The organism is Rhodococcus sp. NyZ502 (genome assembly GCF_041464245.1).
In the GTDB taxonomy this organism is placed as follows: Bacteria; Actinomycetota; Actinomycetes; order Mycobacteriales; family Mycobacteriaceae; genus Rhodococcus_F; species Rhodococcus_F qingshengii.
In genome coordinates this window covers 70,842-97,342 of record NZ_CP167155.1, presented here as the reverse complement: position 1 = coordinate 97,342, position 26,501 = coordinate 70,842, and the positions used below count along the sequence as shown (strand labels likewise).

Below are 26,501 nucleotides of genomic sequence, written 5' to 3'. Positions count from 1 at the left end.
GATTCTCGCGTGCCGGAATTGTTCCACGTGAAACCACCGGGCGAGATCTTGCAGGTCGGCGAGAGCCGACTGCATGTTCTTGCCGAGGGCGACGGCCCCGTCGTCGTCCTGTGCGGTGGGCTGGCGGGCAATTGGTTCGACTGGGATGACTGCGCGCGTCATCTTCAGTCGGACCACACCGTCGTCCGCTTCGATCGCCCGGGCTTCGGGCTCAGCGAGCCTACTTCCGAAGTTCCGACCGTCCGCGGCGAAGCTCAGCGGATCCGCGACGTGCTCGACACTCTGGGACTGAGTGGTCCGGCCGTGGTGGTCGGCCACTCCATCGCCGGCTTCTACGTCGAAGGCTTCGCGCGCCTGTTCCCCGATCGGGCTGCGGGGATGCTCCTCCTCGATTCCAGTGCCGAGAAGGAGCCGAAACGTCTGTTCCCCCGCGACCTGCTGCTGATCGCCTCCCGGGCCGCCGCGGCCTCGTTCAGCACCACCGGGCTCCAACGACTCCTCGGTACGACGACGCGCAAGATCCTCAACCAGTCCGTGCCGCCGAGCGGGTCGTCCGAAGCCACTCTCGAATGGGTGCGGAAGATCTACCGCGAGCCTCATTATCTGGAAGCGGCGATGATCGAATACGTCGCGTACACCGATATGGCGCTGGAGCTCACCGCTTTACGACGCTCGAGCAAGCATCCACTGCCCGACATCGACCTCAGCGTCGTAGCCGCACACACTGGCCACACCACTCCCTGGTCCATCGCCTGGATGGCAAAGCAGCAGAAACTCGCCACCTACCTCGGTGGGAGTTTTCACGTCCTGCGCCCGGCGCATCACCACGCGATGATCGACCAACCCGAGGGGTTGGCGAACTTGATTCGGCGCCTCACGCAGCCGAACCGTCGGGGATGACACTTAAAGTTACAACTCGGACAGTAGCCGGATCATTGCTAGTCTCGGACAGCTTCTGCTTTCTACGACAGGCTGACCATGGACCGTTCGACACGTCGGGTGCGCTCGTGCCTGATTTTCGTGGCGATCCTCGTTGTCGCCCTGGCGGGCATCGCCGCCCGTCCACCCGGGTTTCTGTCGACCTTCTGGCCCGCCAACGCGATCCTTCTGGGCATTCTCCTCCGTAACCCTCGCTCGTTTGCGCCGATCGGACTCGCCGTCGGCGGCGCCGCGCTATTGACGGCGGATCTTTCGACCGGAAGTTCGGTGCAGCGGGCCCTCGAATTGAATGCGATCAATCTGGTCGGGGTGACCACTGGCTTGATCGCCGCGAACTTGCTCGGCTGCTTCCCGAGGCGGATCCCCGAAACCAAGTACACGGCCAGAATCTTCCTCATCTCGGTTCTGGCGTCGTTCACGGCCGGGTCCGCCAGCGCACTACGCACTCAACTCCACGAAGGAAGCGGTGCGGCAACGGAATTGGTGGGGTGGTTCTTCGCCGATCTGTGTACGTATCTGATCGTGCTGCCGATCGTTCTGTCGGCACCGACGCTCGAACACATTCGAAGAACCTGCGGGCCGTCCGTGCGGCAGAGTCTGCGCTTGAGGCGGCTCGCACAGATCCTGGCGCCTCTGGCCGCTCTCCTGGCCTGTCTGCCACTCGCCCTGGAGGTTCAGGGAGCCCTTGCGCTGCTGCTGCCGATGCCGGCGCTCCTGTGGTGCGCAATGCGTGTCTCACTGTTCAGCACTTCACTCCTGGCAGCCGGATGGAGCGCGTGGGCACTGGTCATGGCGGGTAAGGGCCGTCTGGCACTGGCAGATCCGGTGCACCTACTCAGTGAGGGGGTGACCACCCGGATCTCCGTCATCTTGATGGCACTCTCCCCCATCGCCGTAGCCGTCGCCACTGGCGCACAGCGGCGCGCTGAGCGAGAACTCCAACGCATCGCCGAATGCGACGCCCTCACCGGAACGCTGAGTCGCCACGCGTTCTGGACCCAATCGCAGGAACTCCTCGACGCCCAGCACGCGGCACAACGACCGATCGCCGTCATGATGCTCGATCTCGACCACTTCAAATCGATCAACGACAACCTCGGCCACCTCACCGGCGATTCGGTCCTCGAACAGTTCGGAAACACCCTCCTCGCCGCTACCGAAGGGCTGGGACTCTCCGGCCGACTGGGTGGTGAGGAATTTGCCGTCGCCGCCGCCGACTGCACCTTCGAGGAAGCCATCCAGCTCGCGGAGCGCATCAGAGAGGCGCAAGAGGCCCACGCGCGATCCATTCGCGGTTTCGCGGGAACGGTCAGTATCGGCGTCGCCTGGGCCGATCGCGCGATGCCGGGGATGGAGACGCTGCTCGATATCGCCGACAACGCGATGTACCAGGCAAAACGCGACGGCCGAAACCTCGTGGTGGCGTTCGATCTCTACATGGCAAGGTGACGTAGGTGCAACTACTCCTGATCCGACACGCGCTCCCCGAACTGGCCGAGGTCACCGAAGGCCGCGCAGATCCCTCGCTGACCGACGAAGGTCGTGCCCAGGCACTACGGCTGCCCGCAGCACTGGCGCCGTACCGGATCACCGGGCTCTTCAGCAGCCCGCAGAAGCGCGCACTCGAGACCGCAGCCCCGGTAGCGCAGATATTGGGCCTTCCGGTCACCCAGCGCGAGGGCCTGGCGGAATACGACTACGAGCAGCCGCACTACATCCCGATGCACGAGGTCCTGGAGCGGGCGCCGGAAACCTATGCGCGCATCAAAGCCGGCTGGCTCCCCGAGTCGGTGGACGGCGACGCCTTTCGTGTGCGAGTCCTCGGTGCGATCGACGAGATAGTCGCGGCAACGGACAACGACGCCACCGTGGCGATCTTCTGCCACGGCGGCGTCGTCAACATCGTTCTGCAGGAACTGCTCGGACTGGAGCGCCCGTTGACCTTCCCGATCGAGTACGTGTCCGTCACGCGCATTCTCGTGTCGCGAAACGGAAGCCGCAGGGTCGGGTCGATCAACGAAACCGGTCACGTACGCAACATGCTTCGCGTGTAGTCACACGTTGTGGCACGCCACCTGATGGCCGCCCTCGACGAGACGCAGCTCGGGAACTTCCTCGGCGCAGAGATCAGTAGCCAGCGGGCACCGCGTGCGGAAGCGGCAGCCACTGGGCGGATTGAGCGGCGAGGGCAGTTCGATGACCTTCTGCTCGACGTTCTGCGCCGCGGTGACGGTGGCGTCGGGATCGGGAATCGACGCCAGCAGTAGCTGCGTGTACGGGTGCAGCGCGCGGTTCTGCATGTCTTCTGCGGGAACGATTTCGCAGACGCGGCCCAAGTACATGATCATCACGCGGTCACTGATGTTCTTCACGACGGCCATGTTGTGCGCAATGAACAGCAGCGACAGCCCGTGACGCTTCTTCGCGTCCTCGAGCAGGTTCAGAATCTGCGCCTGCACGGAGACGTCGAGACTCGAGACCGGCTCGTCACAGATCAGGACCTTGGGGTCGAGCATCAATGCGCGGGCGATGCACACGCGCTGGCACTGACCACCCGAGAGTTCGCGTGGGGTTCGGTCCCACACCATGTCCGGGTCCAGCCCGACCTCGGCAAGAACCTCGCGCGCCCGAGCTTCGATGGCGGCCTTGTCTTTTCCGCCCCAGATCGACGGACCCTCGGTGATGAGAGCTTTGACCTTGCGTCGTGGGTTCAGCGAGGAGATCGGGTCCTGGAAGATCATCTGCAGCTGAGTGCGGCTGCGACGCAATTCTTCCGCGCCCAGTGCCGTCATTTCCGTCTCTCCGAGGCGGATCGAGCCCGACGTCGGTGAGGGCAACTGCATGATCGCCCGGCCCGCCGTGGACTTGCCACAGCCGGATTCACCGACCACGCCCAAGGTTTCGCCCGGCGCGACGGTGAAGCTGATCCCGGACACGGCGTGAACGGTCTGCCCCTTGCCGACGTTGAATTCGACGACCAAGTCCTCGACCGTCAGGGCCGCGTCCACCGTCTCGGGCTTTCTGGTATCCACTGATGCAGTCATCAGACCATCTCCTTCACCGCGAGCGTCAGGCCCGCTGCGGTAGTGCCGGCCTTCTCGTTGGCGACCAATGCCGTTGTGCCTCCAGGGGTGTCGACCGGATAGTGGCACGCGAACGTGTGGCTTTCGGTTGTGTTGTCCCCCGGTCCGCCGGGAGCCAGGGCCGGTTCGCCGGTCAGGCAGTCGTCCTGGGCGTACCGGCAGCGGGCGGCGAAGCGGCAGCCGGTGATCGGCTTCGTCATGTCCGGGAGCCCACCCGGAATTGTTTGCAGCACTGTGTGCGTCGGTGATTCGAGTCGCGGAATCGCAGCCATCAGCGCTTCAGTGTACGGGTGACGCGGACGAGTGAACAACTCTTCGGTCGCCGACGTTTCCACGACGGAACCGGCGTACATGACCGCAACACGGTCCGATCGACCCGAGACCACACCGAGGTCGTGGCTGATCAGAATGACGGCCATGTTGAGCTTGTCGTTGAGTGAGGCGAGCAGATCGAGAATCTGCTTCTGCACCGTCACGTCGAGAGCGGTGGTCGGCTCGTCGGCGATCAGCAGTTTCGGCTCGCAGGCCAGCGCCATCGCGATGACCACACGCTGTCGCATACCTCCCGAAAGTTCGTGGGGGTACTGGTCGAGCCGACGCTTGGGCTCGGGGATACCCACCATCGACAGGAGTTCCGCTGCGCGATCGCGGGCCGCGTCCTTCTTCAGACCCAGGTGGAACTTCAAGGATTCGGTGATGTGGGTACCGATGCGCTTGAACGGATTGAGCGAGGTCATCGGATCCTGGAAGACCATGGCGATCTCGGGTCCCCAGAAGTGCTTCATCTCCGACTTCTTCATCGTCGACATGTCGCGGCCGGCAAACGTCACCGTCCCGCTGATGTCGAGAGCCGGACCCTTCTGGAGCAGTCCCATGATGGTGCGCCCGAGAACCGACTTGCCGGAACCGGATTCACCCACGATGCCGAGAGTCTCGCCGGCGGAGACGTGGATCGAGACACCGTCGACTGCTCGCAACTGACCACGGGGAGTCGCGAATACGGTTCTGATGTTGTCCGCCTGCAGCAGCGGAACGCCGTTCTGAGCTGAAGTGGTCACAGCTTACTCCGATACTTCTCGCCGATGAGGTTGAAGGAGAACACCGTCAGGAAGAGGAAGACGCCTGGTACCAGGACGATGAACGGATGCTTCTCCACGATCCCGCCCTGACCTTCCGCAATCATGTTGCCCCAGGTCGGATCAGGTTGTGCGATACCGAGTCCGAGGAAGCTCAGTGATGCTTCCGCGACGATCAGGCCGGAGACGGCCACCAGGCCGAGCGCGGCGACGGGAACGAGGACGTTGGGAACCAGCTCGCGCCAGATGACGCGCCATTTGGTGGCGCCCATGGCTCTCGCGGCAAGCACGAACTCGCGTTGGGCTACGACGATGGTGTTTGCCCTGGCGATTCGAACCATGCTGGGAATGCAGAGAATCGACAGTGCGAGGGTGATGTTGCGCAGGTTCGACGTGAGCACCGCGGCCAGTGCGATGAGCAGCACCAGAGAAGGAATGGCCAGCAGCGAGTTGGTCAGGATTCCGACCACGGCGTCGACCTTGCCACGGAAATAGCCGGCCATGACGCCGATGGTGCCACCGATGATCATGCCGATCAGCACGGCGCAGATGGCGACAGTCAAGGAGGCGCGAGCACCGAACAGGGCGCGGGCGAGCAGGTCGAGACCGAAGTTGTTGGTACCCAACGGATGATCGGAGAGCAGGCTCGGCGATGCGAAGCCCGGCTCGGCCAAGGTCTTGACCGTGTCCTTGTACTCACCGAGCGGCAGCAGCGGCGCGAAGATCGCGGCCAGGATCAGCGCGACCAGCCAGATGCACGCCAACCAGTACGAGAGATCGAACTGACTGCCCCACTTGGACGTACCGAGTTTGCCGAGCCCCTTGAAGAGGAAAACCAGGGCAACGAGCGCGAGCACGATGCGGACGGTCATCATGATCGCTGAACCGAAGAGTGCGGTGCCGAGCAGCGCAACGCCGACCACTGTGAGAATCGATCCGATCAGGACCAGATTCTTGGGCTGTTCCAGCGTCTCGACGGGACCGGGAGCCAGCAGGACTGTCTGCTGCCGGTATGTCATCACCTCGGACGGGGCCGGCGACGGGGCCGCTCCGTCTGGCGTCACTTCAGACATGGACACGACGACTCCTCGGGTCAAGATAGGTGTACAGAACATCGATCGCACTGTTGACGAGGACGTAGATGACCGCGATCACGACCACCGCGCCGAGCAGCATCGGCGAATCACCCTGCTGCGCTGCGCGGACGATGAGCGTGCCCATTCCGGGCAGTGAGAACAGCGTCTCGACGATCACGGTGCTGCCGATCATGCCGCCGAGAGCCAGACCCATCATCGTGATGAGCGAGAACGACGACGGGCGGAGCGCGTCACTGAAAAGCACTCGCAGCGTGGGCATTCCCTTGGCCTTCGACGCGAGGATGTAATCCTCACGGAGCGTCGTCACCAGGTCGGATCGGAGAACGCGAGTGAACATCGCCATCTCGAGGAGGCTGATGGTGATCGCGGGAAGTATTGCGTGTGAGAGGTTTCCGGAGAGGCTGTCGCCGATGCGCACCCACTGTGATCGCGGGAACCAGCCGAGCCAGTTGACGGTGACCATGATCAGCAACAGACCGGCGAGGAAGCTCGGGACGGAAAGAACACCGAACGTCGCGGCGCTGATGACGCGGTCGATGACGCCGCCTTCGTGGTGCGCCGACCAGAGTGCGAGCGGAACTGCGACGACGAGTGCGATGACCAGACCCATCACTGCCAACTGAACGCTGACGGGGAGAGCGGAACTGATCGCGGTGAGGACGTCCTGCTGCGGGGGAACGAGCGAGTTGCCGAGGTCGCCCTGGAGAGCGCTGGTCAGCCAGTCCCAATAGCGAACCAGGAGTGGATCGTTGAGTCCGAGCTGCTGCCGAACTTCCTCGTACTCGGCAGGCGTTCGGCCTTCACCGAGAACGGAGACAGCGGGATCGCCGGGGATCAGTGATGCCAGCACGAAGGTTCCGAAGCTGACGATCAGGATCACAATGACGAGCTGGCCCAATTTCTTACCTATTGCGCCGATGTTCATCGATTTCGTCTCCTTCGGACAGCGAGCTCGCAATACACAGCAGTTCCTCTGATTTCATTTCTTCGTTCGCAGCCGGCCCCGATCCGCTGCAATACGGGCGCGGGGCCGGCTGTGAACTTCAGGCTCTCTAGGACTTCCAAGCTCCGTCGAAGAGCACGATTCCGTCGAGGCTCTGCTCGAGTCCGTGAACGTTCTGGTTCCACACGTCGAGTGCGGCGACGTTGCCCCACACCTGCCACGGGACGGTCTCGTTGGCGCGTTCCTGGATCTGTGCCAGGACTGCCTTCTTGTCCTCGTCGGTGGTTGCGACGCCCAACTTGTCCAGGAGAGCATCCATTTCGGCGTCGGAGTAGCCGGTCGCGTTGTTACGGCCACCGGACTTGATGCCCGTGTACAGACGCTCGTAGGGATCGGCCTCGGCGAGGCTCAGTGCTGCGGTGCTCATGTCGTAGTCGTGATCGGCGTACATCCGCTTGACCAGATCACCTGCACCGGTGACGTATTCGATCTGAGCGTCGAAGCCGACTGCGTTGAGCATCGCCTGGATGGCCAGAGCCGTTGCCTGTGCGGACGGTTCCTGGATGGAGAGGAAGGTGATCTTTCCGTCGTAGCCGTCGGCCTTGGCCTGATCGAGCAGTTCCTTCGCCTTGGCGGGATCGACGCCGATCGGTGCGACGTCGTTGTGCCAGCGCGAGGTATCCTGGAAGATCTCCTGGCCGGGCAGTCCCTTGCCGTTGTTGACGCGGGTGTTGAGCGTCTCCGGATCGACGGCCAGCGCCATCGCCTGGCGGACACGGACATCCGAGCCCGGGCGGCCCGGGGCCATGTTCACGTTGGCGATGTAACCGAGCGACGGGATGTCGACGAAGCCGGGGTAACCCGACTCGATCAGATCCAGGATCGGGGTGAGCGTACGCATGTACGCGGCGTCGATGCCGCCCGTCTTGAGTGCTTCGGCGGTGGGCTGAGCGCCGACGATGCTGATCAGCTTGAGCTTGTCGATGTTCGGTGCGCCGTCGTAGTAGTCGGGGCGAGCAGCCAACAGCAGTTCCTCGTTGGGAGCGAACTTCTCGAGGGTGAAGGCGCCGGCGCCGATCGGGGTGAACTGGTCACCCTGCTGGGCGCTCGGGGCGACGATCATGCCGGGTCCGGTGGCTAGCATCGACTGGATGCCTGTCCACGGATCAACGAGGTTGAAGACTACGGTCGTCGCGTCTGGGGTGTCGATCGAGGCAACCTTGGAAGCCCACAGGCTCGACTGAGGTCCCTTGTTGGTGACGTAGCGGTTGATGCTGTCGGCGACGGCCTTCGAGTCGAGAGCTGTGCCATCGCTGAACTTCACACCGTCGCGGAGCTTCAGCGTCCAGGTCTTGCTGTCCGAACTCGCTTCGAGCGACTGAGCGAGCTTGGGCTCGAACTTCTGCCCGATGGGGTCGTAACGCATGAGCACGTCGTAGATGGCGCTGAGCTCGCTGCCACCGGTGGCACCGGCAACCTGAGCCTTCGCGGGATCGAGAGTCGTGACCGCCGAGTAACCGCTGAACGTCAGCGTGCCGCCCTTGGTGGGAGTGCCGGGATCGGCCTGCTCGTTGACCATGCCGATCTTCAGCGAGGAACCGGAATCAGCGGATTCGCCGCCGCCATTGCTCGAGCCGTTGTCGGCGCACGACGCCAGGAACATACTTGCGGTGATCGCCAGCGCAGCCGCAGCCAATCTGCGACTTCCGCGGCGGGAACTACGACTCATTCGAATGCCTCCAAGGCGGGGTAAGACCGTGACGTGATGTTGAACACGAAACAGTCTGTGATGGGAGGCACAGAAAATTGGATCGAGTCTCGCTCAGTGGAATCGGTTAAGTTGCAGGCCTCAACAGTCAGGTAAACCGACCCTGGCCAGCGGTTACCTTCGTGGACAGCAGACCAGCCGGTCTAGTCCCGGTCGAGCGTCGCTTCCTCGAGATCGAGCTCGCGAAGTACCTTCCGGAGGACCTCGTCGTCGATCCGGCCGGCATCGCGTTCGGCGATGAAGACGCCTCGCTCGGCATCGATCATCTCGAGGCGCAGCGAGCGGAAGGCGTTCGACGGGCTCTCCCCCAGATCCTCGTCGCTGCGTCCCAGTCGCTCCCACGCCGAGTTCGCGCGGTGGGTGTTCCAGCTTCGCAAGATGTCCGCGGCACGATTGCGGACCTGAGGGACGTCGTCGGCGTCGGCTCCGACCAATTCGTCCAGCCGCGCCGCAGCGGCCCGTGCAGCCTTGTCCTGAGCGGCCGCCTCGGCGCGGGCGTCGGACTGCTCTTCGTCCCCCTGCACGCCGAGGACACGGATCACCCACGGCAACGTCAGGCCGTGCAGCAACAGCGTGCCGACCACGACGACAAACGTCAGGAACAGGATCAGCGACCGCCCCGGGAAGTCCTCCCCACTGTTGACCGTCAGCGGAATGGCGAAGGCAGCTGCCAGCGACACGACCCCTCGCATACCGGCCCACGACACGACGAACACCGCCCGCGCCGAAATCTCCGGCTCCCTCGCTCGAATACGCGGCGACAGCCAGCGCGGTACGTACGTGAACGGGAACACCCAGGCGATTCGGACCACCACGACGGTCACGAGAACGGCAACCGACGCCCAGACGACGATCGAAGTGCTGTACCCCTGCAATCCGTTGACGACACTGGGCAATTGGAGACCGATCAACAGGAAGACGAACGACTCCAGGATCAGGTCGACGGCCCTCCACACTGCCGTGTCCTGCAAACGCGTCGCATAACTCGCACGGGTGGAGCGCTGGCCGAGGAACAATCCGGCTACGACGACCGCGATGACGCCCGACGCGTGGACCTCTTCCGCAGCCAGGTAGGTGAAGAACGGCACCACCAATCCGATTCCGCTCTCCATCACCGGATCCTGGAGCTTGCCGCGAACCTTCGAGATGACGAACCCCACCGCGAGGCCGATCACCGTTCCACCGACCGCCGCGACGAGGAAGGTCTCGAAGCCGCCGATCAGCGTCGCACCCGTACCGACGGCAGCCGCGAGAGCGACCTTGTACGCCGTCAGAGCGGTGGCGTCGTTGAGCAGGCTCTCCCCGCCCAGCAGGGTCATGATTCGGCGCGGCAGGCCGAGCTTGCGTCCGATTGCGCTCGCGGACACCGCGTCCGGCGGCGCCACGATGGCGCCGAGAACCAGAGCAGCCGCTATCGAGAACTCCGGCACGATCAGGTAGGCGACAAAGCCCACCGCAGCCGTCGTCGCCAGGGGAAGCCCCACCGCGAGAAATCCGATCGGACGCAGATTCGAGCGCAAAGCCAGGTATGAACTGTCCAGTGCTGCCGAGTACAGAAGTGGAGGCAACACGACGAACAGGACGAGGTCGGGATCGAGTTCCAATTCCGGAACACCCGGTATCTGACAGGCGATCAAACCGACCAGGACGAGGATCAGCGGCGAAGACAGCCCGAACCTTCGCGCGACCGCCGCCACCAGCAACGCCGCTACTACAACCCCCAGTAATATGCCGTTCACCCTGGCAGCATGCAGTATGGAAGGCGATGAAGAAAATCCTGAAGCGAGCAGCAGCTCGCACACAGCGGCCCGCACCCGCTCCCACCGGTTGCGAGGAACTAACCAATGCGCCCGAAACAGACCCGGCGGCGCTGACGCCCGGCGTCTGCCAGGAGTGCGCCGAGTTGGGCGAGGATAACTGGTCTCACCTGCGCATGTGCCTGTCCTGCGGCCACGTCGGATGCTGCGATTCCAGCCCTCATCAGCACGCCACCAACCACTACCGCGAAACCGGGCACCCGGTCATGCGCTCACACGAGCCCGGCGAATCCTGGCGCTGGTGCTACGTCCACGACCTGATGGACTGACCGCGCGCGACTGGCGGTGCACTGCGCATAGTGCCCACCTGTCACGGCGCACAGCCCTCGGTGTTGCGCACATTGCTCAATCCACCGGGTAGCTATTGCTCAATCTGTATGCCGATGATGGACTTTGACGCAGAATCTGCACAACAGATCGACAGGTGCGGCTGGACTTTGCCGCACCGAACGGTTCGGCCTCAGGAAGTCCTGCCAAACATCACAACCACATCGTCGGCCCCACGATCTGGGGTACAGGCGGTGCGGTGATCGATGTCCACTACTGAAGGCAGGACCGGCCGTGAACAGCCCCAACATCGACCAGAACGCTCCCGAGTCACTGGCGGAGATCGAGAAGCGCGTTCTGTGGTTGTCGACCGCGATGATCCATCACGCCAACCGTGTCCGTCCGAATCCCAGCGGGCTCAAGGTCGGCGGCCATCAGGCCTCGTGCGCGTCGATGGTCTCGATCATGACGTCCCTGTGGTTCGGCCAACTTCGTTCCGGCGACCGGGTTTCCGTCAAGCCGCATGCGGCGCCGGTGCTCCACGGCATCAACTATCTCCTCGGTGAACTCGACGAGTCCTACCTGACGACTCTGCGCGAATTCGGGGGCCTGCAGAGCTACCCGAGTCGATCGAAAGATCCTGATCCGGTGGATTATTCGACCGGTTCGGTGGGCATCGGCGCGACGGCTCCCATCTGGGGCGCCATCGCTCGCCGATACGTCGACGCCTCCCTCGGCGGCGCCGGAACCGGGCGTCAGTACTCCCTGGTCGGTGACGCCGAACTCGACGAGGGCGCGGTGTGGGAAGCAGTTCTCGATCATTCGGTTGCCGAACTGGGTGAGATCGTGTGGATAGTCGACCTCAACCGCCAATCACTCGACCGGGTGGTGCCGAACATCGCGGCAACCCGCCTGGAGCGCATGTTCTCGGGTGCCGGCTGGCAGGTCATCACCGTGAAGTTCGGTGCGCTGCTGGAATCACTCTTCACCCGGCCGGGCGGCACCGCGTTGCGCGAACGAATCCTGGACATGCCGAATCCGGAGTACCAGCGCCTGCTGCGATGCACGGCCGACGAGGTACGTCTGAGACTGCCCGGCGACGCGGCGGACGCCGACGCGATCACGGCGCTGATCGACGACCTCGACGACGCCACGGTGCTCGAGGCCATCCGCAATCTCGGTGGCCACGACCTCGACGCTCTGCGAGAGGCGTACGCACAGATCGACGACACCCGTCCCACCGTGATCATCGCGTACACGATCAAGGGTCGGGGTCTGCCGACGCAGGGTCATCCGCAGAACCACTCGTCGCTGCTCACCGCCGAGCAGTTCGAGCACCTGGCGGCGGAACTCGGCATGGATCCGTCGAAGCCCTGGGAACAGTTCGAGACCGACAGCCCGTCCGGCCGCATCTGCGCCGAAACCGCTGGGCGCCTGACTCGCCCGAAGGTGGAGCATCTGGTGCCCCCGGCAGTTCCGAAAGACATCGGCCGTACGCCCTCCGGCACGTCCACCACTCAGGCAGCTCTCGGCCGGGTACTACTCGACCTGAGCCGCGAAGCGCCGGACGCCGCGAAACGTGTTGTCACACTGAGCCCGGACGTCAGTTCCACCACCAACCTCGCAGGCTGGCTGAACAAGGTCGGGGTCTGGTCCCCCGACGAGCGGCACAACTGGTTTGCCGACGACGCCGAAACGATCATGCACTGGCGTGAGAAGCCCACCGGTCAGCACATGGAACTCGGTATCGCCGAGACCAACCTGGTCGGACTGATGGGCGAACTCGGTGCAACCTGGAGTCGTTGGGGCCAGCCACTCTTCCCTATCGGCGTGATGTACGACCCCTTCATCGAGCGGGCTCTCGAACCGTGGTCGTACGGCATCTACGCCGGTGGACAGTCGATCATGGTCGGCACTCCGTCGGGCGTCACCTTGGCCGCCGAAGGTGGTGCGCACCAGTCGATCAAGACCCCGTCCATCGGACTGGAACAGCCGGGTTGCACCAGTTTCGAACCGGCATTCGCCGTCGACGTGGAGTGGACGCTCCTCGACAGCATCGGACGCCTGGGCCGACCAGACGGCAGCTCGTCGTACCTGCGCCTGTCGACCCGTCCGGTCGATCAGGCCCTGGCCGCGGTACCGACCGATCCGGCTGCGCGAGAACGCCGTCGACGTCAGGTGGTGGCCGGCGCGTACACACTGCGGCACAACCCTGATCCGGCCGTCACCCTGGTCGGCATGGGTGCCACTGTCACCGAAACACTGGTCGCAGCCGAAAGACTGGGCGAGCAGGGCATTTCCGCCGACGTCGTCTGCGTGACCAGCCCCGGCTTGCTCTTCGAAGCACTCCAGTCTCGGCGCGGTCTCGCGGACGGTCCGTCGTGGATCCTGGATCAGGTCTTTCCGAGTAGCCGGTCCGCGCCGATGGTGACCGTTCTCGACGGGCACCCGCACACCCTCGCGTTCCTGACGGGAATCAACAACGTTCCGGGTGCTGCGCTCGGAGTGAGCCGGTTCGGTCAGGTCGGTTCGCTCGAGGACGTCTACCGATACCACGGCCTCGACTCCGACAGCATCGTCCGCGCCGCCCTCGATCTCACTTCTTGATCTATCCCACTCTCTGATGCCGAGAAGCGTCCCCGCAGGGACGCTTCTCGGGTCCAGTCAGTTCTTCAGTTCTTCAGTTCTTCAGAAGCCTTCAGTTCTTCCAGGCCTTGTCGAAGAACATGATTCCGTCCAGGCTCTGCTGAATGCCGTGGACGTTCTGTCCCCACACACCGAGCCACGGGGTGTTGCCGTAAACCTGCCACGGCACAACCTCATTGGCGCGCTCCTGGATCTTGGCGAGCACCTCGATCTTCGAGTCGGTCGACGTCGCGACACCCAATTGATCGAGCAGCGTATCCATCTCGGGGTCGGAGAAGCTCGTGGCGTTGTTTCGTCCACCCGACTTGAGATTGGAGTACAGACGCTCGAAAGGATCGGCTTCCGCGAGGCTGGCGGAACCTGTTGCCATGTCGAAGTCGCGGTCGGCGTACAAACGCTTGACGACGTCGGCAACCGAGTTGACGTACTCGATCTGGAAATCGAATCCGACGGCGTTGGCCATCGACTGCAGTGCGAGAGCCATCGCCTGCGCCGAATTCTCCTGCAGCGTCAGGTATGTGATCTTGCCGTCGTAACCGTCAGCCTTGGCCTCGTCGAGAAGCTGCTTCGCCTTGGCGGTGTCGACGCCGATCGGAGCGACGTCGTTATGCCAGCGGGAGGTGTCCTGGAAGATGACCTGTCCGGGCAGACCCTTGCCCTCGTTGAGTCGGTTGTCGAGTGCGACGGGATCGGTTGCGAGCGCCAATGCCTGACGGATGCGCACGTCGGCACCGGGACGACCGGGTGCCGTGTTGACGAGCGAGAGGTACGACAGCGACGGAATGTCGACGAAGCCCGGGTAGCCGGAGTCGATCAGATCCAGCACGTTCGGTAGCGAACGCATGTATGCGACGTCCGTGCCGCCGCTCTTGAGCGATTCGGTGGTGGACTGCGAACCGACAATGCTGATCAACCGCAGCTTGTCCACGTTCGGGGCACCGTCGAAGTAGTCCTCCCGAGCGTCGAGGATCAATTCCTCGTTGGGAGCGAACTTCTCGAGGGTGAAGGCACCCGCGCCGATCGGGGTGAACTGATCACCTTGCTGGGCGCTCGGCGCGACGATCATGCCGGGGCCCGTCGAGAGCAGTGACTCGATACCGGTCCACGGGTCGACGAGATTGAAGACGACCGTCGACGGATCCGGAGTGTCTACCGACGCGACCTTCGACGCGTACAGACTCGACTGCGGTCCCTTGTTGGTGACGTAGCGATTGAGGCTCGCCGAGACGGCCGCCGAATCCACCGGCGTCCCGTCGCTGAACTTCACACCGTCACGCAGTTCGAGGGTCCACGTCTTGAAGTCGGAACTCGGCTCCATCGACTCTGCGAGCTTCGGAACGAATTCCTTGGACGCCGGGTCGTACCGCAGGAGCGTGTCGTAGATCGCGCCCAACTCCGAACCGGCGACCGAACCGGCGATCTGAGTCTTCGCCGGATCGAGATTGGTGACGGCGGAGTACCCGCTGAACGTGAGGGTGCCGCCCTTGACCGGATCGCCCTCGCCGGACTGCTCGTTGACCGGGCCGATGGACAATCCCGAACCGGAGTCCGGTGCGTCGCCGCTCCCACCCCCGTTCCCGCTGTCAGCGCACGACGAGACGAACAGGCCGGCGGAGACTGCCAGCGCGACGGCGGCAACCTTGCGGTGACCGCGCCGAGAACTGCGACTCATTCAAAACCTCCAGGTCAGAAACTGTGATGTGAAGCATTGTCGAGACAGTTTGTGACTTAAGGCACAGGTATTAGTCGCAGGTCCCGCTCAGTGGAATGAAGCGCGACGATTGGTCAGTTTTCGAGCGACATTCGCAGGTCAGACCCTTAGCGAAGGTCAGGAATTCATTCTGATTCAGGCGCCTTTCAACGGATGAATCGCCGGAGCGCCGTCGAGAAGTGGTCCGGCAGCGGCCAGCGCGGCCTGTAGATGCGGGGACTGCATGTGAGCGTCCAACTCCTCCTGCCCGCGCCAAGTTTCGATCGTGACGAACGTGCCGGGCGCAGCCGCTGACTCGAACAACTCGTACGACACACAGCCGTCCTCGGACCGACTCGCCTCCGCGAGAGTTGTCAGAGCCGATCGGACGTCGTCCTCGGAACCGGACTTGGCCGGGATGGTTGCAACTACACGAAGCTCGCTCATCGGATACCTTTCGCAGAGGGGAAGTCAGCTAGAGACACACGCCACAAACGTACACACGAAAAGGGCAACCAATGGGGTTACTGAAGGACGTCACCGGCTGGCGACGCGGAACGAAGTTGCAGCGTCGACTGCGCGATCTCACCGGCACGCTGGTGGTGATCACCGGTGCGGGCAGCGGCATCGGGCGTGAAACGGCCCTCGCCTTCGCCGCCCAGGGAGCTATCGTCGTGGTCTCCGACATCAATCTTGAAAGCGCGCAGGACACTGCGGCACTTGTAAACATCCCTTCGCAAGCGGGCGGCGCCGAAGCAGTGTTCGGTGGCGGTGCCCACGCCTATCAGGTGGACGTGTCCGACGAACAGGCCGTGATTCGGTTCGCGGAGACCGTCGCGGCACATCACGGCGTACCGGACATCGTCGTCAACAACGCTGGAATCGGGTTCTCCGGGACATTCGCCGACACCGAGCAGCGCCAGTTCGAGCGCGTCATGGACATCAACTTCTGGGGAGTTGTCTACGGCTGCCGGGCATTTACCCCGATGATGATCGACCGGGGAACAGGAGGGCACGTCGTCAATCTGTCCTCGGCCGCCGCGTACACACCACAGAAGGCCCTCACCGCGTATTCGACAAGCAAAGCAGCGGTATTCATGCTCTCGGATTGCCTACGGGCAGAGCTGCTTCCACACGGCATCGGCGTCAGCACCATCTGCCCCGGCCTCGTTCACACGAACATCCTCAAGACCACCGAGTTCGCCGGGACCACCGCCGAGGAGCAGCTCGAGAACCAGACCAAGGTCGACAACTTCTACCGCAAGCGCAACTTCACGCCTGACCGAGTCGCCAGTGCCATCGTGAAAGCGGTTCGCACGAACAAGGCCGTCGTACCCGTGACCGTCGAAGCCAAGCTCGGACGCACGATCAGCCGGTTGTCTCCCGGGTCGATGCGCGTCGGAGCTCGGTTCGAGATCTAGGTCAGCTTCCGAAACTCAGGCTGCCCGTGAAACCCTGCTGCACATCGGCTTCCGAGCGGGGAAGAACCTCGTAGGTGCTGGCGTACTGGCCACTGAAACCGGTGACGGTGATCGGGCGTCCGACGGCGACGGCATCGAGGTCGATTCCGGTCTGTGTGTTGACGAAGATGACGGTGTTTCCCTCGGCGCCCGAGACCAGGATCTTGTGGCCGTACGGCAGATCGTCGACGACGGGTCCGCTCACGATTCCGGACACCGTCACGAGACGACCTTCACTGCCCTCACCGATTGCATTGAGGGGCAGTCGCGCCGGGCTGATCTGGGTAGTCGTGCCGATTACCTCGACGGCAGTCGGGCGGACGACGAGCAGGCCTTCCTGATCCGCGAGGACTCCGGTGACCTGAACCCGATCGCCGAGAACAACCCCGGAATTGTTCGGATCGCTGATGTAAATGCCCGAATTGCCGCTCTGGAGACCAAAGCCCTTGTCGTAGAAGCTGGATTCGAACACTCCAGACGGCGTAGTCGCGGTTCCCACGACGGTGACCGTCGTTCCGATGGCCTGCGCACGGGCTGCCGCGATGGAGTCCGCGGACACCTCACCGACAACTGCTGCCGGCTCCGCCGTCGCTGCAGTACCGACAAACATGGTGGCTGCAGCCGCAACTGCCAGTGCCGTCACACCCCGGCGCAGGACCGGACTCGCAAGAACGCTGTCTCGAAACATGTTTGAGGACTCCCCTGTGATTTCGTGGCCGCGCAGGTGCTCCTGATGGAGTCCGCCTTCGCCCACCCTGAGGCACAGGTTATTACAGGTCGGACGCCGCAGCGGTGGTGACATTCCGCCACCACCGCTGCTTCAAGGCATCCGAGTTTTCAGGAACCGGAGCTTCCGGACGAACCGCTCGAGCCACTGGAACCGCTGGATCCTGTTCCGCCACCGAGATCGTCGAGAGGATCGCTACCGGTGAGGCCGCCCGGGTACAGGTAGGCGTCGGAGATCGTGCTGAGCGAGGTTCCGGACGTGGCCGGTACCTTTGCTCGCCAGTTGACGATCGGGTTCAGCACTCCGAACGGTCCGCAACCACTGGCGGCGGGCAGCGCGAAGCCGGTTGCCTCGTTCCCGACCGGGCTCACCTTCAGCGCAGTCGACGGCAGCACCGTGTAGGTCGGTACCACCGACGGGTCAGGCGCGAGACGAAGATTCACCGGCGCAGCCGCGGAGCCCAGGTAGCAGTTGTCACCGAGGAACGCGTTGTTGATCTTCATCCGCACCGGGATGCTCAGATCCATGTCGGTGATGATTCCGTTGAGGGTCGGCGCAGCCGTTGCCTCCACCTCGGCCGTTACTGCGGCCAGGCCGAAGAGATTGCCGAACGGAAGATCGATTCCCAGGACTCCACCCGGAACGGTCAACGGCTTGGAGTAGACACCGTGGTGTCCGTCGTCGCGCGGGAGAAGAACGGTGGACTCACCTTCACCGGAGCCGGCCTCGGCGGCGATGATCATGTCGCCTTTTCCGATCGGGAGGTTGAAGCCGTTGTTGTCGAAGGTTCCGCTCTGAACCACAACCGACACACAGGATTCTGCAGTAGCCGGACACACTGCGGCGCCCGGTACCGAATTGTCGACCGGGTCCTGAGCCGAGGCCATCGGCGCCGCGAACGCGAGGACCGCACCTGCGGTACCTGCAATGACGGCCACGCGCGTGCCGAGACGTCTGTTGCCGTTCTTGTGAGATTTCTGCACTGATTTCTCCCTGCCGCTTATGTGATGGGGGACGAAACTCGCAGTCATTGCTTGTGTTTCGACCGCCGCCGACAAGGTCTTTGCGGTGTGCTCCTACTCACAAGTAACAACTGAACAGATGTATATCACAGGACTTCGACTTAAAAACAGGGCAAAAGGGAGTTTCCTTAAAACGGACAAAATAAGCGGTACGGTATGTAACACTCACGGGTGATGAACACGAACAGACTGGTCCTCTGCGTCGCGGCAGCGGGCCTACTCCTCAGCGGCTGCAGCAGCCAATCCGACAGCGACGCATCGGAATCCACTTCTGCGGCCACCAGCACGTCGGTTGCGGCGACGTCGAGTTCGACTGCCCCCAGTACGCTTTCCGAGCTGCCGACCAGCCCGCTCGCCGCAACAACTCCGGAAGCGGCGCCGAGCGTCGTCGAATCGACGCCCCCGCCGGTATCGCTACCGGTAGCGCCAGCGGCCAATGCACCGATCGACGCCCGCTCACCGGAAGAGATCGTCGCGAACGCCGGCGAGAAGGGGCAGCGGTACATCGCCGCTCTGCGTCTGGCCGGGATCCCGCCCGCCGGAATGGATTCCGCAGAGATCCTCTACGCCGACGGCACCTGCAAGGCGCTCGCTGACGGTATGCCTCGGTCCGAAATGCTGGCAGAGTTCAACTCCGTCGGCGAGGTGTACTCACAGATCACGCCGATGTCCTCGCAGCGCATTGCCGAGATCTACGTCGACACGGCCGAGCAGACGTACTGCTGATCAGGCCTTACCGGCCAACCAGCCGTGCAGCCAGGATGTAGCCGAATTGCCTGCGCCGTCAACGACGTAACGCGTGTAGTCGGTGTGGACCTGCGAGCCGTAGAAGTCGACCAACTGATCGATGCGCCGCGAGTTCGCGCCCGGATCGAGCTGGGCCATCAAAGCGGGGAGACCGCCCGCGGTGATCAGATCATTGACGATCACGGCGGCCTCGTCGCGCAGCGCGAGCGCACTGGCCGGAGTGGGATCGGACGCCTGAGCCATGAATCCGGCCAGACGCATCACGAAATCGTCCTTCGGCGTCGAGCAGTACAGGTCACCGACCGCGCACAGCGTCACCGTTTTGCCTGACAGCCAACCGAATCCACCGATGCGAGGGCCGCTGGCACCGTTACCGCCGACAGCGGGGCCGATCAGGACGTCGGACTCGGAACGACGGGGATCGGACAGCAAGCCGACGCCCTCGACGCGAGTCGGGGGGACCACGCCGATGCCGGTTCCGATCTCGGCGGCGAGATCGCCTGCCGCGTCGGCGCCCTGGCTGTATCCGACGATGGCGAAGCGAGTGTCACCGCACGAGGCGGCCATGGCGCCGATCATGCCGCGGGCATTGTCGACGGCCTGCTGCTTCGACTTGGCGTAGACGTTGGACTCCCACGGGAAGGCCGTCGCCGAGTAGGTGACGTAATCGGTGCGTACGGAGCCCGGAAGCCCGTTGGTCACCGGGGCGAGCATGCCGGCGCCGGGCCTGGTGCCCGAGGGCTCCCAGGTTCCCGGGATGGCCACGACGTACAGGCTGGGGCAGGGATCAGCCGACGCCACGGGAGCACTGACAACCGGTACCACTACTGCCGCAGCAAGTGCCGACAACACCGCAACGAGACGCCTCGCACGCATGAAACTCCCCTGTTTTACCTTCAGCAACCCATACACCACTATCGGTGCTCCGGAATCATACTGTCTGGGCGTTGTGTCTGTCCGATGCACGATTGATGAAGGTTTGTTACAGATCGTGCGAATTGCTTGCAGAAACAAAGCCGCACCCCACCGAATGCGGTGGGGTGCGGCTTTGTGAGAGCCTCTAGCGCTGCGGAGCCGCTGTCGGGTGGATCGGTGACGGAAGGGCCGTGACACCCTCGAGGTAGGTGTCCACAGCGGCTGCTGCGGAACGTCCCTCGGCGATGGCCCAGACGATCAGGGACTGACCGCGGCCCATGTCGCCGGCCACGAACACACCGTCGACGTTGGTGTTCCACTTCGACGTGCGGGCGACGTTGCCACGCTCGTTCAAGTCGACACCGAGATCGGTGAGCAGACCCGGCTTCTCGGGACCGACGAAGCCCATTGCCAGGAGCACGAGATCGGCTTCGAGCTCGAAGTCCGAGCCCTCGACCTTCTCGAAGCGACCCGACTTCATCTCGACCTCGTGAGCCTTGAGTCCGGTGACCTTGCCGTTTTCACCGACGAAGTTCTCGGTGTTGACGGAGAACAGACGCTCGCCGCCTTCCTCGTGAGCCGAAGCCACGCGGAACATGAGCGGGTACGTCGGCCACGGAGTCTGCTCGGCGCGAGTCTCCGGCGGACGCGGCATGATCTCGAACTGGTGGACGCTGGCCGCACCCTGACGGTGCGAGGTGCCGAGGCAGTCCGCTCCGGTGTCGCCGCCGCCGATGATGACAACCTTCTTGCCCTCAGCGGTGATGGTGGGAGCGTCGAGGTCACCCAACTGCACGCGGTTGGCGATCGGCAGGAACTCCATCGCCTGGTGGATGCCGTCCAGTTCGCGGCCCGGGATCGGAAGATCGCGAGCTGCCGTGGCGCCGCCGGCCAGAACCACTGCGTCGAACTGCTCACGCAGCTCGTCCGCGGTGATGTCCACGCCGACATTGACGTTGGTCTTGAAGACGGTGCCTTCGGCTTCCATCTGCTCGAGACGGCGGTCGATGTGCCGCTTCTCCATCTTGAACTCGGGGATGCCGTAGCGCAGCAGGCCGCCGATGCGGTCTGCCCGCTCGAAGACCGTCACTGCGTGACCGGCGCGGGTCAGCTGCTGCGCTGCAGCCAGACCGGCCGGACCACTGCCGACAACCGCAACCTTCTTGTTGGTGGCGTGCGCGGCGCGAACCGGCTTGACCCACCCTTCGTCGAAGGCCTTGTCGATGATCTCGACCTCGACCTGCTTGATGGTGACCGGATCCTGGTTGATGCCCAGGACACAGGACGCCTCACAGGGTGCGGGGCACAGACGACCGGTGAACTCCGGGAAGTTGTTGGTCGCGTGCAGACGCTCGATGGCGTCGTGCCAGTGGTCCTTGTAGACCAGGTCGTTCCACTCGGGAATCAAGTTTCCGAGAGGGCAACCGTTGTGGCAGAAAGGAATTCCGCAGTCCATGCAACGGCTGGCCTGGGTCTTGAGGGTTTCCTTCGGGAACTCCTCGTAGACCTCTTTCCAGTCGAGCAGGCGCAACGGCACCGGCCGGCGAACCGGAAGTTCGCGCGACGTGTGCTTCAGGAAGCCGCTTGGATCACCCACGAGCTGCCTCCATAACTGCCTCGTCCACGTTCTTGCCATCCTTCTCTGCGGCCGCGATGGCCAAAAGAACCTTCTTGTAGTCGCGGGGCATCACCTTTGCGAAGTGACCCACCTGCTGCGACCAGTCAGCGAGGATGCGCGTGGCAACCTCGGAGCCGGTTTCGTCGCGATGACGTTCGATGGCGCCCTTCAACCAGGTGAAGTCGTCGCCCGAAAGATCCTCGAGGTCCACCAGTTCGGTGTTGAGGTTCTTCTCGAATGCCTTGTCGGGGTTGTAGATGTACGCGACGCCACCGGACATGCCGGCGCCGAAGTTACGTCCGGTGGCTCCGAGGATGACCACCTTTCCACCCGTCATGTACTCGCAACCATGATCGCCCACACCCTCGACGACGGCAGTGGCGCCGGAGTTACGGACTGCGAAGCGTTCGCCGACGACACCGCGAAGCAGAGCCTCGCCACTGGTGGCGCCGAACAGGATGACGTTGCCACCGATGATGTTGTCCTCGGCGACAAAGCCTTCCGCTGCATCGAGCGGCGGGCGTACGACGATGCGTCCACCCGAGAGGCCCTTGCCGACGAAGTCGTTGGCGTCGCCGTGCAGGCGCAAGGTCATACCGCTGGGCACGAAAGCACCGAAGCTGTTACCGGCGGAACCGGTGAACGTGATGTCGATGGTGCCGTCGGGCAAGCCCTCTCCACCGAACGCCTTGGTGACCTCGTGGCCGAGCATGGTGCCGACCGTGCGGTTGACGTTGGTGATCGCGGACTCGAAAGAGACCGCCTCACCCTTGTCGAGTGCGTTGCGGGCCGAAACGATCAACTGCTGATCGAGCGCCTTGTCGAGACCGTGATCCTGCGTGCCGGTGCAGTGGACGTCCTGGTCCATGAACGCGGACTCGACCTGGGTCAGGATCGGCGACAGATCGAGATTGCCTGCCTTGCTTCCCTTCCAGTGATCGAGAGCGCGCGTGGTGTCCAGCATGTCGACCTGGCCGACGGCTTCGAGCAGCGTGCGGAAGCCGAGTTCCGCGAGAAGCTCGCGAACCTCTTCGGCGATGAACATGAAGAAGTTCTCGACGAATTCCGGCTTGCCACTGAAACGCTGACGCAGCAACGGGTTCTGCGTCGCGACACCGACGGGGCAGGTGTCGAGGTGGCAGACGCGCATCATGATGCAGCCCGAGACAACCAGCGGTGCGGTGGCGAAACCGAACTCCTCGCCGCCGAGCAGGGCAGCGACGACGACGTCGCGACCCGTCTTGAGCTGGCCGTCGACCTGCACGACGATGCGGTCACGGAGACCGTTGAGCAGCAACGTCTGCTGGGTCTCGGCGAGGCCGAGTTCCCACGGTGCGCCCGCATGCTTGACGGAGGTCAGCGGGGTGGCACCGGTGCCACCGTCGTGACCGGAGATCAGAACGACGTCGGCATGTGCCTTGGAGACACCGGCCGCGACCGTTCCGACGCCGACCTCGGAGACCAGCTTCACGTGGATGCGGGCCTGCGGGTTGGCGTTCTTCAGGTCGTGGATCAGCTGAGCGAGATCCTCGATCGAGTAGATGTCGTGGTGCGGCGGCGGCGAAATCAGGCCGACGCCAGGCGTGGAGTGCCGAACCTCGGCCACCCACGGGTACACCTTGTGAGCCGGAAGCTGGCCGCCCTCACCGGGCTTGGCTCCCTGCGCCATCTTGATCTGGATGTCGGTGCAGTTGCTCAGGTAGTGCGAGGTGACACCGAAGCGTCCCGACGCGACCTGCTTGATGGCACTGCGACGCAGATCGCCGTTCTCGTCCGGCGTGAAGCGCGACGGATGTTCGCCGCCCTCACCGGAATTGGAGCGGGCGCCCAGACGGTTCATCGCGATGGCGAGAGTCTCGTGAGCCTCGGCGGAGATGGAGCCGTAGCTCATCGCACCCGTCGAGAAACGCTTGACGATCTCGCTGGCCGGCTCGACCTCGTCGATCGAGATCGACGGCCGCTTGCCGATGTTGAAGTCGAACAGACCACGCAGAGCGGCAAGGCGCTCCGACTGGTCGTTGACCATGGTCGTGTACTCCTTGAACACCTCGTACTGACCTGTGCGAGTTGCGTGCTGGAGCTTGAAGACCGTATCCGGGTTGAACAGGTGGTACTCGCCTTCACGACGCCACTGGTACTCGCCGCCGACCTCGAGCTCGCGGTGAGCGCGCTCTTCGGGACGATCGAGGTACGCGATGCGGTGACGTGCTTCGACGTCGGCTGCGATCTGGTCGAGGCCGATGCCACCGAGCTGCGACTGCAGACCGGTGAAGTACTCGTCCGTCAGCTCCTGCGAGAGGCCGATGACCTGGAACAACTGAGCACCGGTGTACGACGCGAGCGTCGAGATGCCCATCTTGGACATCACCTTCAGGACACCCTTGCCGGCTGCCTTGATGTAGTTCGCGATGCCCTTCTCGAGGGTCAGACCCTCGAGCTCGCCGTTCTGCAGGAACTCGTCGATGGTCTCGAAAGCCATGTACGGGTTGACCGCTGCGGCACCGAAGCCGATGAGGAGCGCCATGTGGTGCACCTCGCGGGCGTCGCCGGCCTCGACGATGAGACCGACCTTGGTGCGCGACTTCTCACGAACCAGGTGGTGGTGCACTGCCGAGGTGAGGAGCAGCGACGGGATCGGCGCGTAGTCCTCGGTGGACTCGCGGTCCGAGAGCACGACGATGCGTGCGCCACCCTCGATTGCCTGCGAGACCTGGTACTTGATGCCCTCGAGCGCACGACGGATACCGTCGCCGCCTTCCTTGACGGGGTACAGGCCACGGATCACGACACTGCGGAAGCCCGGGAATTCGCCGTCGTCGTTGACGTGAACGAGCTTCGACAGATCGTCGTTGTGCAGGATCGGCTGCGGGAGCGCAATCTGCTTGCAGGAGTCAGCATTCGGGTGCAGCAGGTCGCCCTCGGGGCCGATGGTCGCACCGAGGCTGGTGACAACCTCTTCACGAATCGCGTCGAGAGGCGGGTTGGTGACCTGAGCGAAGAGCTGCGAGAAGTAGTCGAACAGCATCCGCGGACGTGACGAGAGCACGGCGATCGGAGTGTCGGTACCCATCGAGCCCAGTGCCTCGGCACCGGAGAGAGCCATCGGCTTGACCAGCAGGTTGACCTCTTCGCTGGTGAAACCGAAGAGCTGCTGACGCAGGACGACGCGCTCGTGCGACATGTACGTGTACGGACGGTCCGGCAGGTCGTCCATGTGGATCAGACCTTCGTCGATCCACTGCTGGTACGGGTGCTCGGCAGCGAGTTCGTTCTTCAGTTCCTCGTCGCTGATGACCCGGCCCTGCGCAGTGTCCACGAGGAACATGCGACCGGGCTGGAGGCGGACCTTGCGGACCACGGTGGACGGATCGATCGGCAGGACGCCGACCTCCGACGCCATGACGACGAGGCCGTCTTCGGTGATCCACAGACGCGACGGACGCAGACCGTTGCGGTCCAGCACGGCGCCGATGACGGTGCCGTCGGTGAAGCACACCGACGCCGGTCCGTCCCAAGGCTCCATGAGAGCCGAGTGGTACTCGTAGAACGCCCGACGAGCGGGGTCCATGCTCTCGTGCTTCTCCCAGGCTTCCGGGATCATCATGAGAACTGCGTGCGGCAGGCTGCGACCGGCGAGGTGCAGCATCTCGAGCACCTCGTCGAAACGAGCGGTGTCGCTGGCGCCCTGGGTGCAGATCGGGAAGATCTTGTCCAGGTTCTCGCGGCCACCGAAGACGTCGCTGTCGATGAGGGACTCGCGAGCGCGCATCCAGTTCTCGTTGCCGGTGACGGTGTTGATCTCACCGTTGTGAGCGACCCGTCGGAACGGGTGCGCCAGCGGCCACGACGGGAACGTGTTGGTGGAGAAGCGCGAGTGGACCAGGCCCAGTGCGCTCTCGACACGATCGTCCTGCAGATCGAGGTAGAAACCCTTGAGCTGCGGGGTGGTGAGCATGCCCTTGTAGACGAACGTCTGGCCGGACAGGCTGGGGAAGTACACGGTCTCGCTACCCGGGCCACCCTTGCCGGCGCCTTCGGAGCCGAGTTCGTGCTCGGTGCGCTTACGCACCACGTATGCACGACGCTCGAGATCCATGCCGGTGTACTTGTCACCCTCGGAGCCGATGAAGATCTGACGGAACGTCGGCATCGCGTCGCGCGCCAATGCGCCAAGCGAGGAGTCGTCGGTTCCGACCTCGCGCCAGCCGAGAACCTTCAGGCCCTCTTCGACGACGATCTTCTCGACTGCAGCAGCAGCCTCGTGTGCATCGGCATCGCCCTGCGGGAGGAATGCGATACCGGTTGCGTACGCGCCTTCGGCGGGCAGCGCGAAGTCCACGACAGCTCGGAAGAACTTGTCGGGAACCTGCAGCAGAATGCCCGCACCGTCACCCGTGTTGGGTTCTGATCCGGCAGCGCCGCGATGCTCGAGGTTGACCAGAGCGGTGATCGCCTTTTCGACGATGTCCCTGCTGCGGCGACCATGCATGTCGACAACAAATGCGACTCCACAGGAGTCGTGCTCATTGGACGGGTGATAGAGGCCCTGGGGGCCTGGAAGTTGCTTCATACCCAGCCTTCGTATGCCATAAAGATGCACCGACGACCAGCAGCGCTGATGGCCATCAACTTGCAATGCAAGTCCTTCAAAGCACCGACACGACGATGTGTTCGGTACCACCGAAG

Annotated in this window: 20 protein-coding genes; 7 read left to right on the top strand and 13 right to left on the bottom strand. The window is 63.6% G+C overall.

What is annotated here, in order from left to right; translation table 11 throughout:
* Positions 1 to 9: 9 nt before the first annotated feature.
* The 3 genes from ACBG85_RS00490 (at position 10) to ACBG85_RS00480 (ending at position 2,993) form a co-directional block, all read left to right on the top strand.
* Positions 10 to 900: an alpha/beta fold hydrolase gene (locus ACBG85_RS00490; protein ID WP_372025787.1), complete on the top strand. Its 891-nt coding sequence runs from the start codon at positions 10 to 12 to the stop codon at positions 898 to 900.
* 78 nt (positions 901 to 978) lie between these two features.
* Complete coding sequence (locus ACBG85_RS00485) at positions 979 to 2,388, top strand: diguanylate cyclase (RefSeq protein ID WP_333836537.1); 1,410 nt, start codon at positions 979 to 981, stop codon at positions 2,386 to 2,388.
* Positions 2,389 to 2,393: 5 nt separating this feature from the next.
* On the top strand, positions 2,394 to 2,993 hold the full coding sequence (locus ACBG85_RS00480; RefSeq protein ID WP_065456389.1) for a histidine phosphatase family protein: 600 nt from the start codon (positions 2,394 to 2,396) through the stop codon (positions 2,991 to 2,993).
* Here the strand turns inward: ACBG85_RS00480 and ACBG85_RS00475 are convergent, their stop codons facing one another.
* From ACBG85_RS00475 to ACBG85_RS00450, 6 genes are all read right to left on the bottom strand, one after another.
* The gene (locus tag ACBG85_RS00475; protein ID WP_063315311.1) at positions 2,994 to 3,983 is read right to left on the bottom strand and encodes an ABC transporter ATP-binding protein; all 990 of its coding nucleotides are present in this window, start codon (positions 3,981 to 3,983) and stop codon (positions 2,994 to 2,996) included.
* Positions 3,983 to 5,080 (bottom strand): ABC transporter ATP-binding protein, encoded by a 1,098-nt coding sequence (locus tag ACBG85_RS00470; RefSeq protein WP_064688036.1) that lies wholly within the window; start codon positions 5,078 to 5,080, stop codon positions 3,983 to 3,985. Before ACBG85_RS00470 ends, ACBG85_RS00475 begins: the two co-directional genes overlap by 1 nt.
* Positions 5,077 to 6,171, bottom strand: coding sequence for an ABC transporter permease (locus ACBG85_RS00465; protein WP_007735813.1), 1,095 nt, complete (start codon positions 6,169 to 6,171; stop codon positions 5,077 to 5,079). The genes ACBG85_RS00470 and ACBG85_RS00465 overlap by 4 nt, the downstream gene beginning before the upstream one ends.
* Positions 6,164 to 7,120, bottom strand: coding sequence for an ABC transporter permease (locus tag ACBG85_RS00460; RefSeq protein ID WP_003943571.1), 957 nt, complete (start codon positions 7,118 to 7,120; stop codon positions 6,164 to 6,166). Before ACBG85_RS00460 ends, ACBG85_RS00465 begins: the two co-directional genes overlap by 8 nt.
* Positions 7,121 to 7,247: 127 nt before the next feature.
* Positions 7,248 to 8,867 carry an ABC transporter substrate-binding protein gene (locus tag ACBG85_RS00455; RefSeq protein WP_003943605.1) on the bottom strand — a complete coding sequence of 540 codons (1,620 nt, stop codon included), beginning with the start codon at positions 8,865 to 8,867 and terminating at the stop codon, positions 7,248 to 7,250.
* Between the two features lie 182 nt (positions 8,868 to 9,049).
* The gene (locus ACBG85_RS00450) at positions 9,050 to 10,645 is read right to left on the bottom strand and encodes a Na+/H+ antiporter (RefSeq protein WP_030536674.1); all 1,596 of its coding nucleotides are present in this window, start codon (positions 10,643 to 10,645) and stop codon (positions 9,050 to 9,052) included.
* 26 nt (positions 10,646 to 10,671) lie between these two features.
* Between ACBG85_RS00450 and ACBG85_RS00445 the strand changes: the two genes are divergently transcribed.
* Positions 10,672 to 10,992, top strand: a complete 321-nt coding sequence (locus ACBG85_RS00445) for a UBP-type zinc finger domain-containing protein (protein WP_081557164.1) — start codon at positions 10,672 to 10,674, stop codon at positions 10,990 to 10,992.
* 292 nt (positions 10,993 to 11,284) lie between these two features.
* A complete protein-coding gene (locus tag ACBG85_RS00440; RefSeq protein ID WP_372025783.1) occupies positions 11,285 to 13,597 on the top strand; it encodes a pyruvate dehydrogenase in 2,313 nt (770 codons plus the stop codon).
* 91 nt (positions 13,598 to 13,688) lie between these two features.
* Here the strand turns inward: ACBG85_RS00440 and ACBG85_RS00435 are convergent, their stop codons facing one another.
* Together ACBG85_RS00435 and ACBG85_RS00430 are read right to left on the bottom strand one after the other, a co-directional pair.
* Complete coding sequence (locus ACBG85_RS00435) at positions 13,689 to 15,308, bottom strand: ABC transporter substrate-binding protein (RefSeq protein WP_042453342.1); 1,620 nt, start codon at positions 15,306 to 15,308, stop codon at positions 13,689 to 13,691.
* Positions 15,309 to 15,482: 174 nt separating this feature from the next.
* Positions 15,483 to 15,773: a putative quinol monooxygenase gene (locus tag ACBG85_RS00430; RefSeq protein ID WP_003943546.1), complete on the bottom strand. Its 291-nt coding sequence runs from the start codon at positions 15,771 to 15,773 to the stop codon at positions 15,483 to 15,485.
* 71 nt (positions 15,774 to 15,844) lie between these two features.
* Between ACBG85_RS00430 and ACBG85_RS00425 the strand changes: the two genes are divergently transcribed.
* Entirely contained in the window at positions 15,845 to 16,747 is a 903-nt protein-coding gene (locus ACBG85_RS00425) for an SDR family NAD(P)-dependent oxidoreductase (RefSeq protein WP_003943614.1), read from the top strand.
* A gap of 1 nt (position 16,748) precedes the next feature.
* Here the strand turns inward: ACBG85_RS00425 and ACBG85_RS00420 are convergent, their stop codons facing one another.
* The gene (locus ACBG85_RS00420) at positions 16,749 to 17,474 is read right to left on the bottom strand and encodes a hypothetical protein (RefSeq protein WP_054781541.1); all 726 of its coding nucleotides are present in this window, start codon (positions 17,472 to 17,474) and stop codon (positions 16,749 to 16,751) included.
* A gap of 149 nt (positions 17,475 to 17,623) precedes the next feature.
* A complete protein-coding gene (locus tag ACBG85_RS00415) occupies positions 17,624 to 18,496 on the bottom strand; it encodes a hypothetical protein (RefSeq protein WP_064442914.1) in 873 nt (290 codons plus the stop codon).
* A gap of 213 nt (positions 18,497 to 18,709) precedes the next feature.
* Between ACBG85_RS00415 and ACBG85_RS00410 the strand changes: the two genes are divergently transcribed.
* Positions 18,710 to 19,261: a DUF732 domain-containing protein gene (locus ACBG85_RS00410; protein WP_054781536.1), complete on the top strand. Its 552-nt coding sequence runs from the start codon at positions 18,710 to 18,712 to the stop codon at positions 19,259 to 19,261.
* Here the strand turns inward: ACBG85_RS00410 and ACBG85_RS00405 are convergent, their stop codons facing one another.
* The 3 genes from ACBG85_RS00405 to gltB all read right to left on the bottom strand — a co-directional run bounded on the left by ACBG85_RS00405 (position 19,262) and on the right by gltB (position 26,385).
* Positions 19,262 to 20,158 carry a cutinase family protein gene (locus ACBG85_RS00405; protein WP_007735797.1) on the bottom strand — a complete coding sequence of 299 codons (897 nt, stop codon included), beginning with the start codon at positions 20,156 to 20,158 and terminating at the stop codon, positions 19,262 to 19,264.
* A gap of 184 nt (positions 20,159 to 20,342) precedes the next feature.
* Positions 20,343 to 21,794 (bottom strand): glutamate synthase subunit beta, encoded by a 1,452-nt coding sequence (locus ACBG85_RS00400; protein WP_003943594.1) that lies wholly within the window; start codon positions 21,792 to 21,794, stop codon positions 20,343 to 20,345.
* Positions 21,787 to 26,385, bottom strand: coding sequence for a glutamate synthase large subunit (gene gltB / locus ACBG85_RS00395; protein ID WP_372025779.1), 4,599 nt, complete (start codon positions 26,383 to 26,385; stop codon positions 21,787 to 21,789). Before gltB ends, ACBG85_RS00400 begins: the two co-directional genes overlap by 8 nt.
* Positions 26,386 to 26,501: the final 116 nt, after the last annotated feature.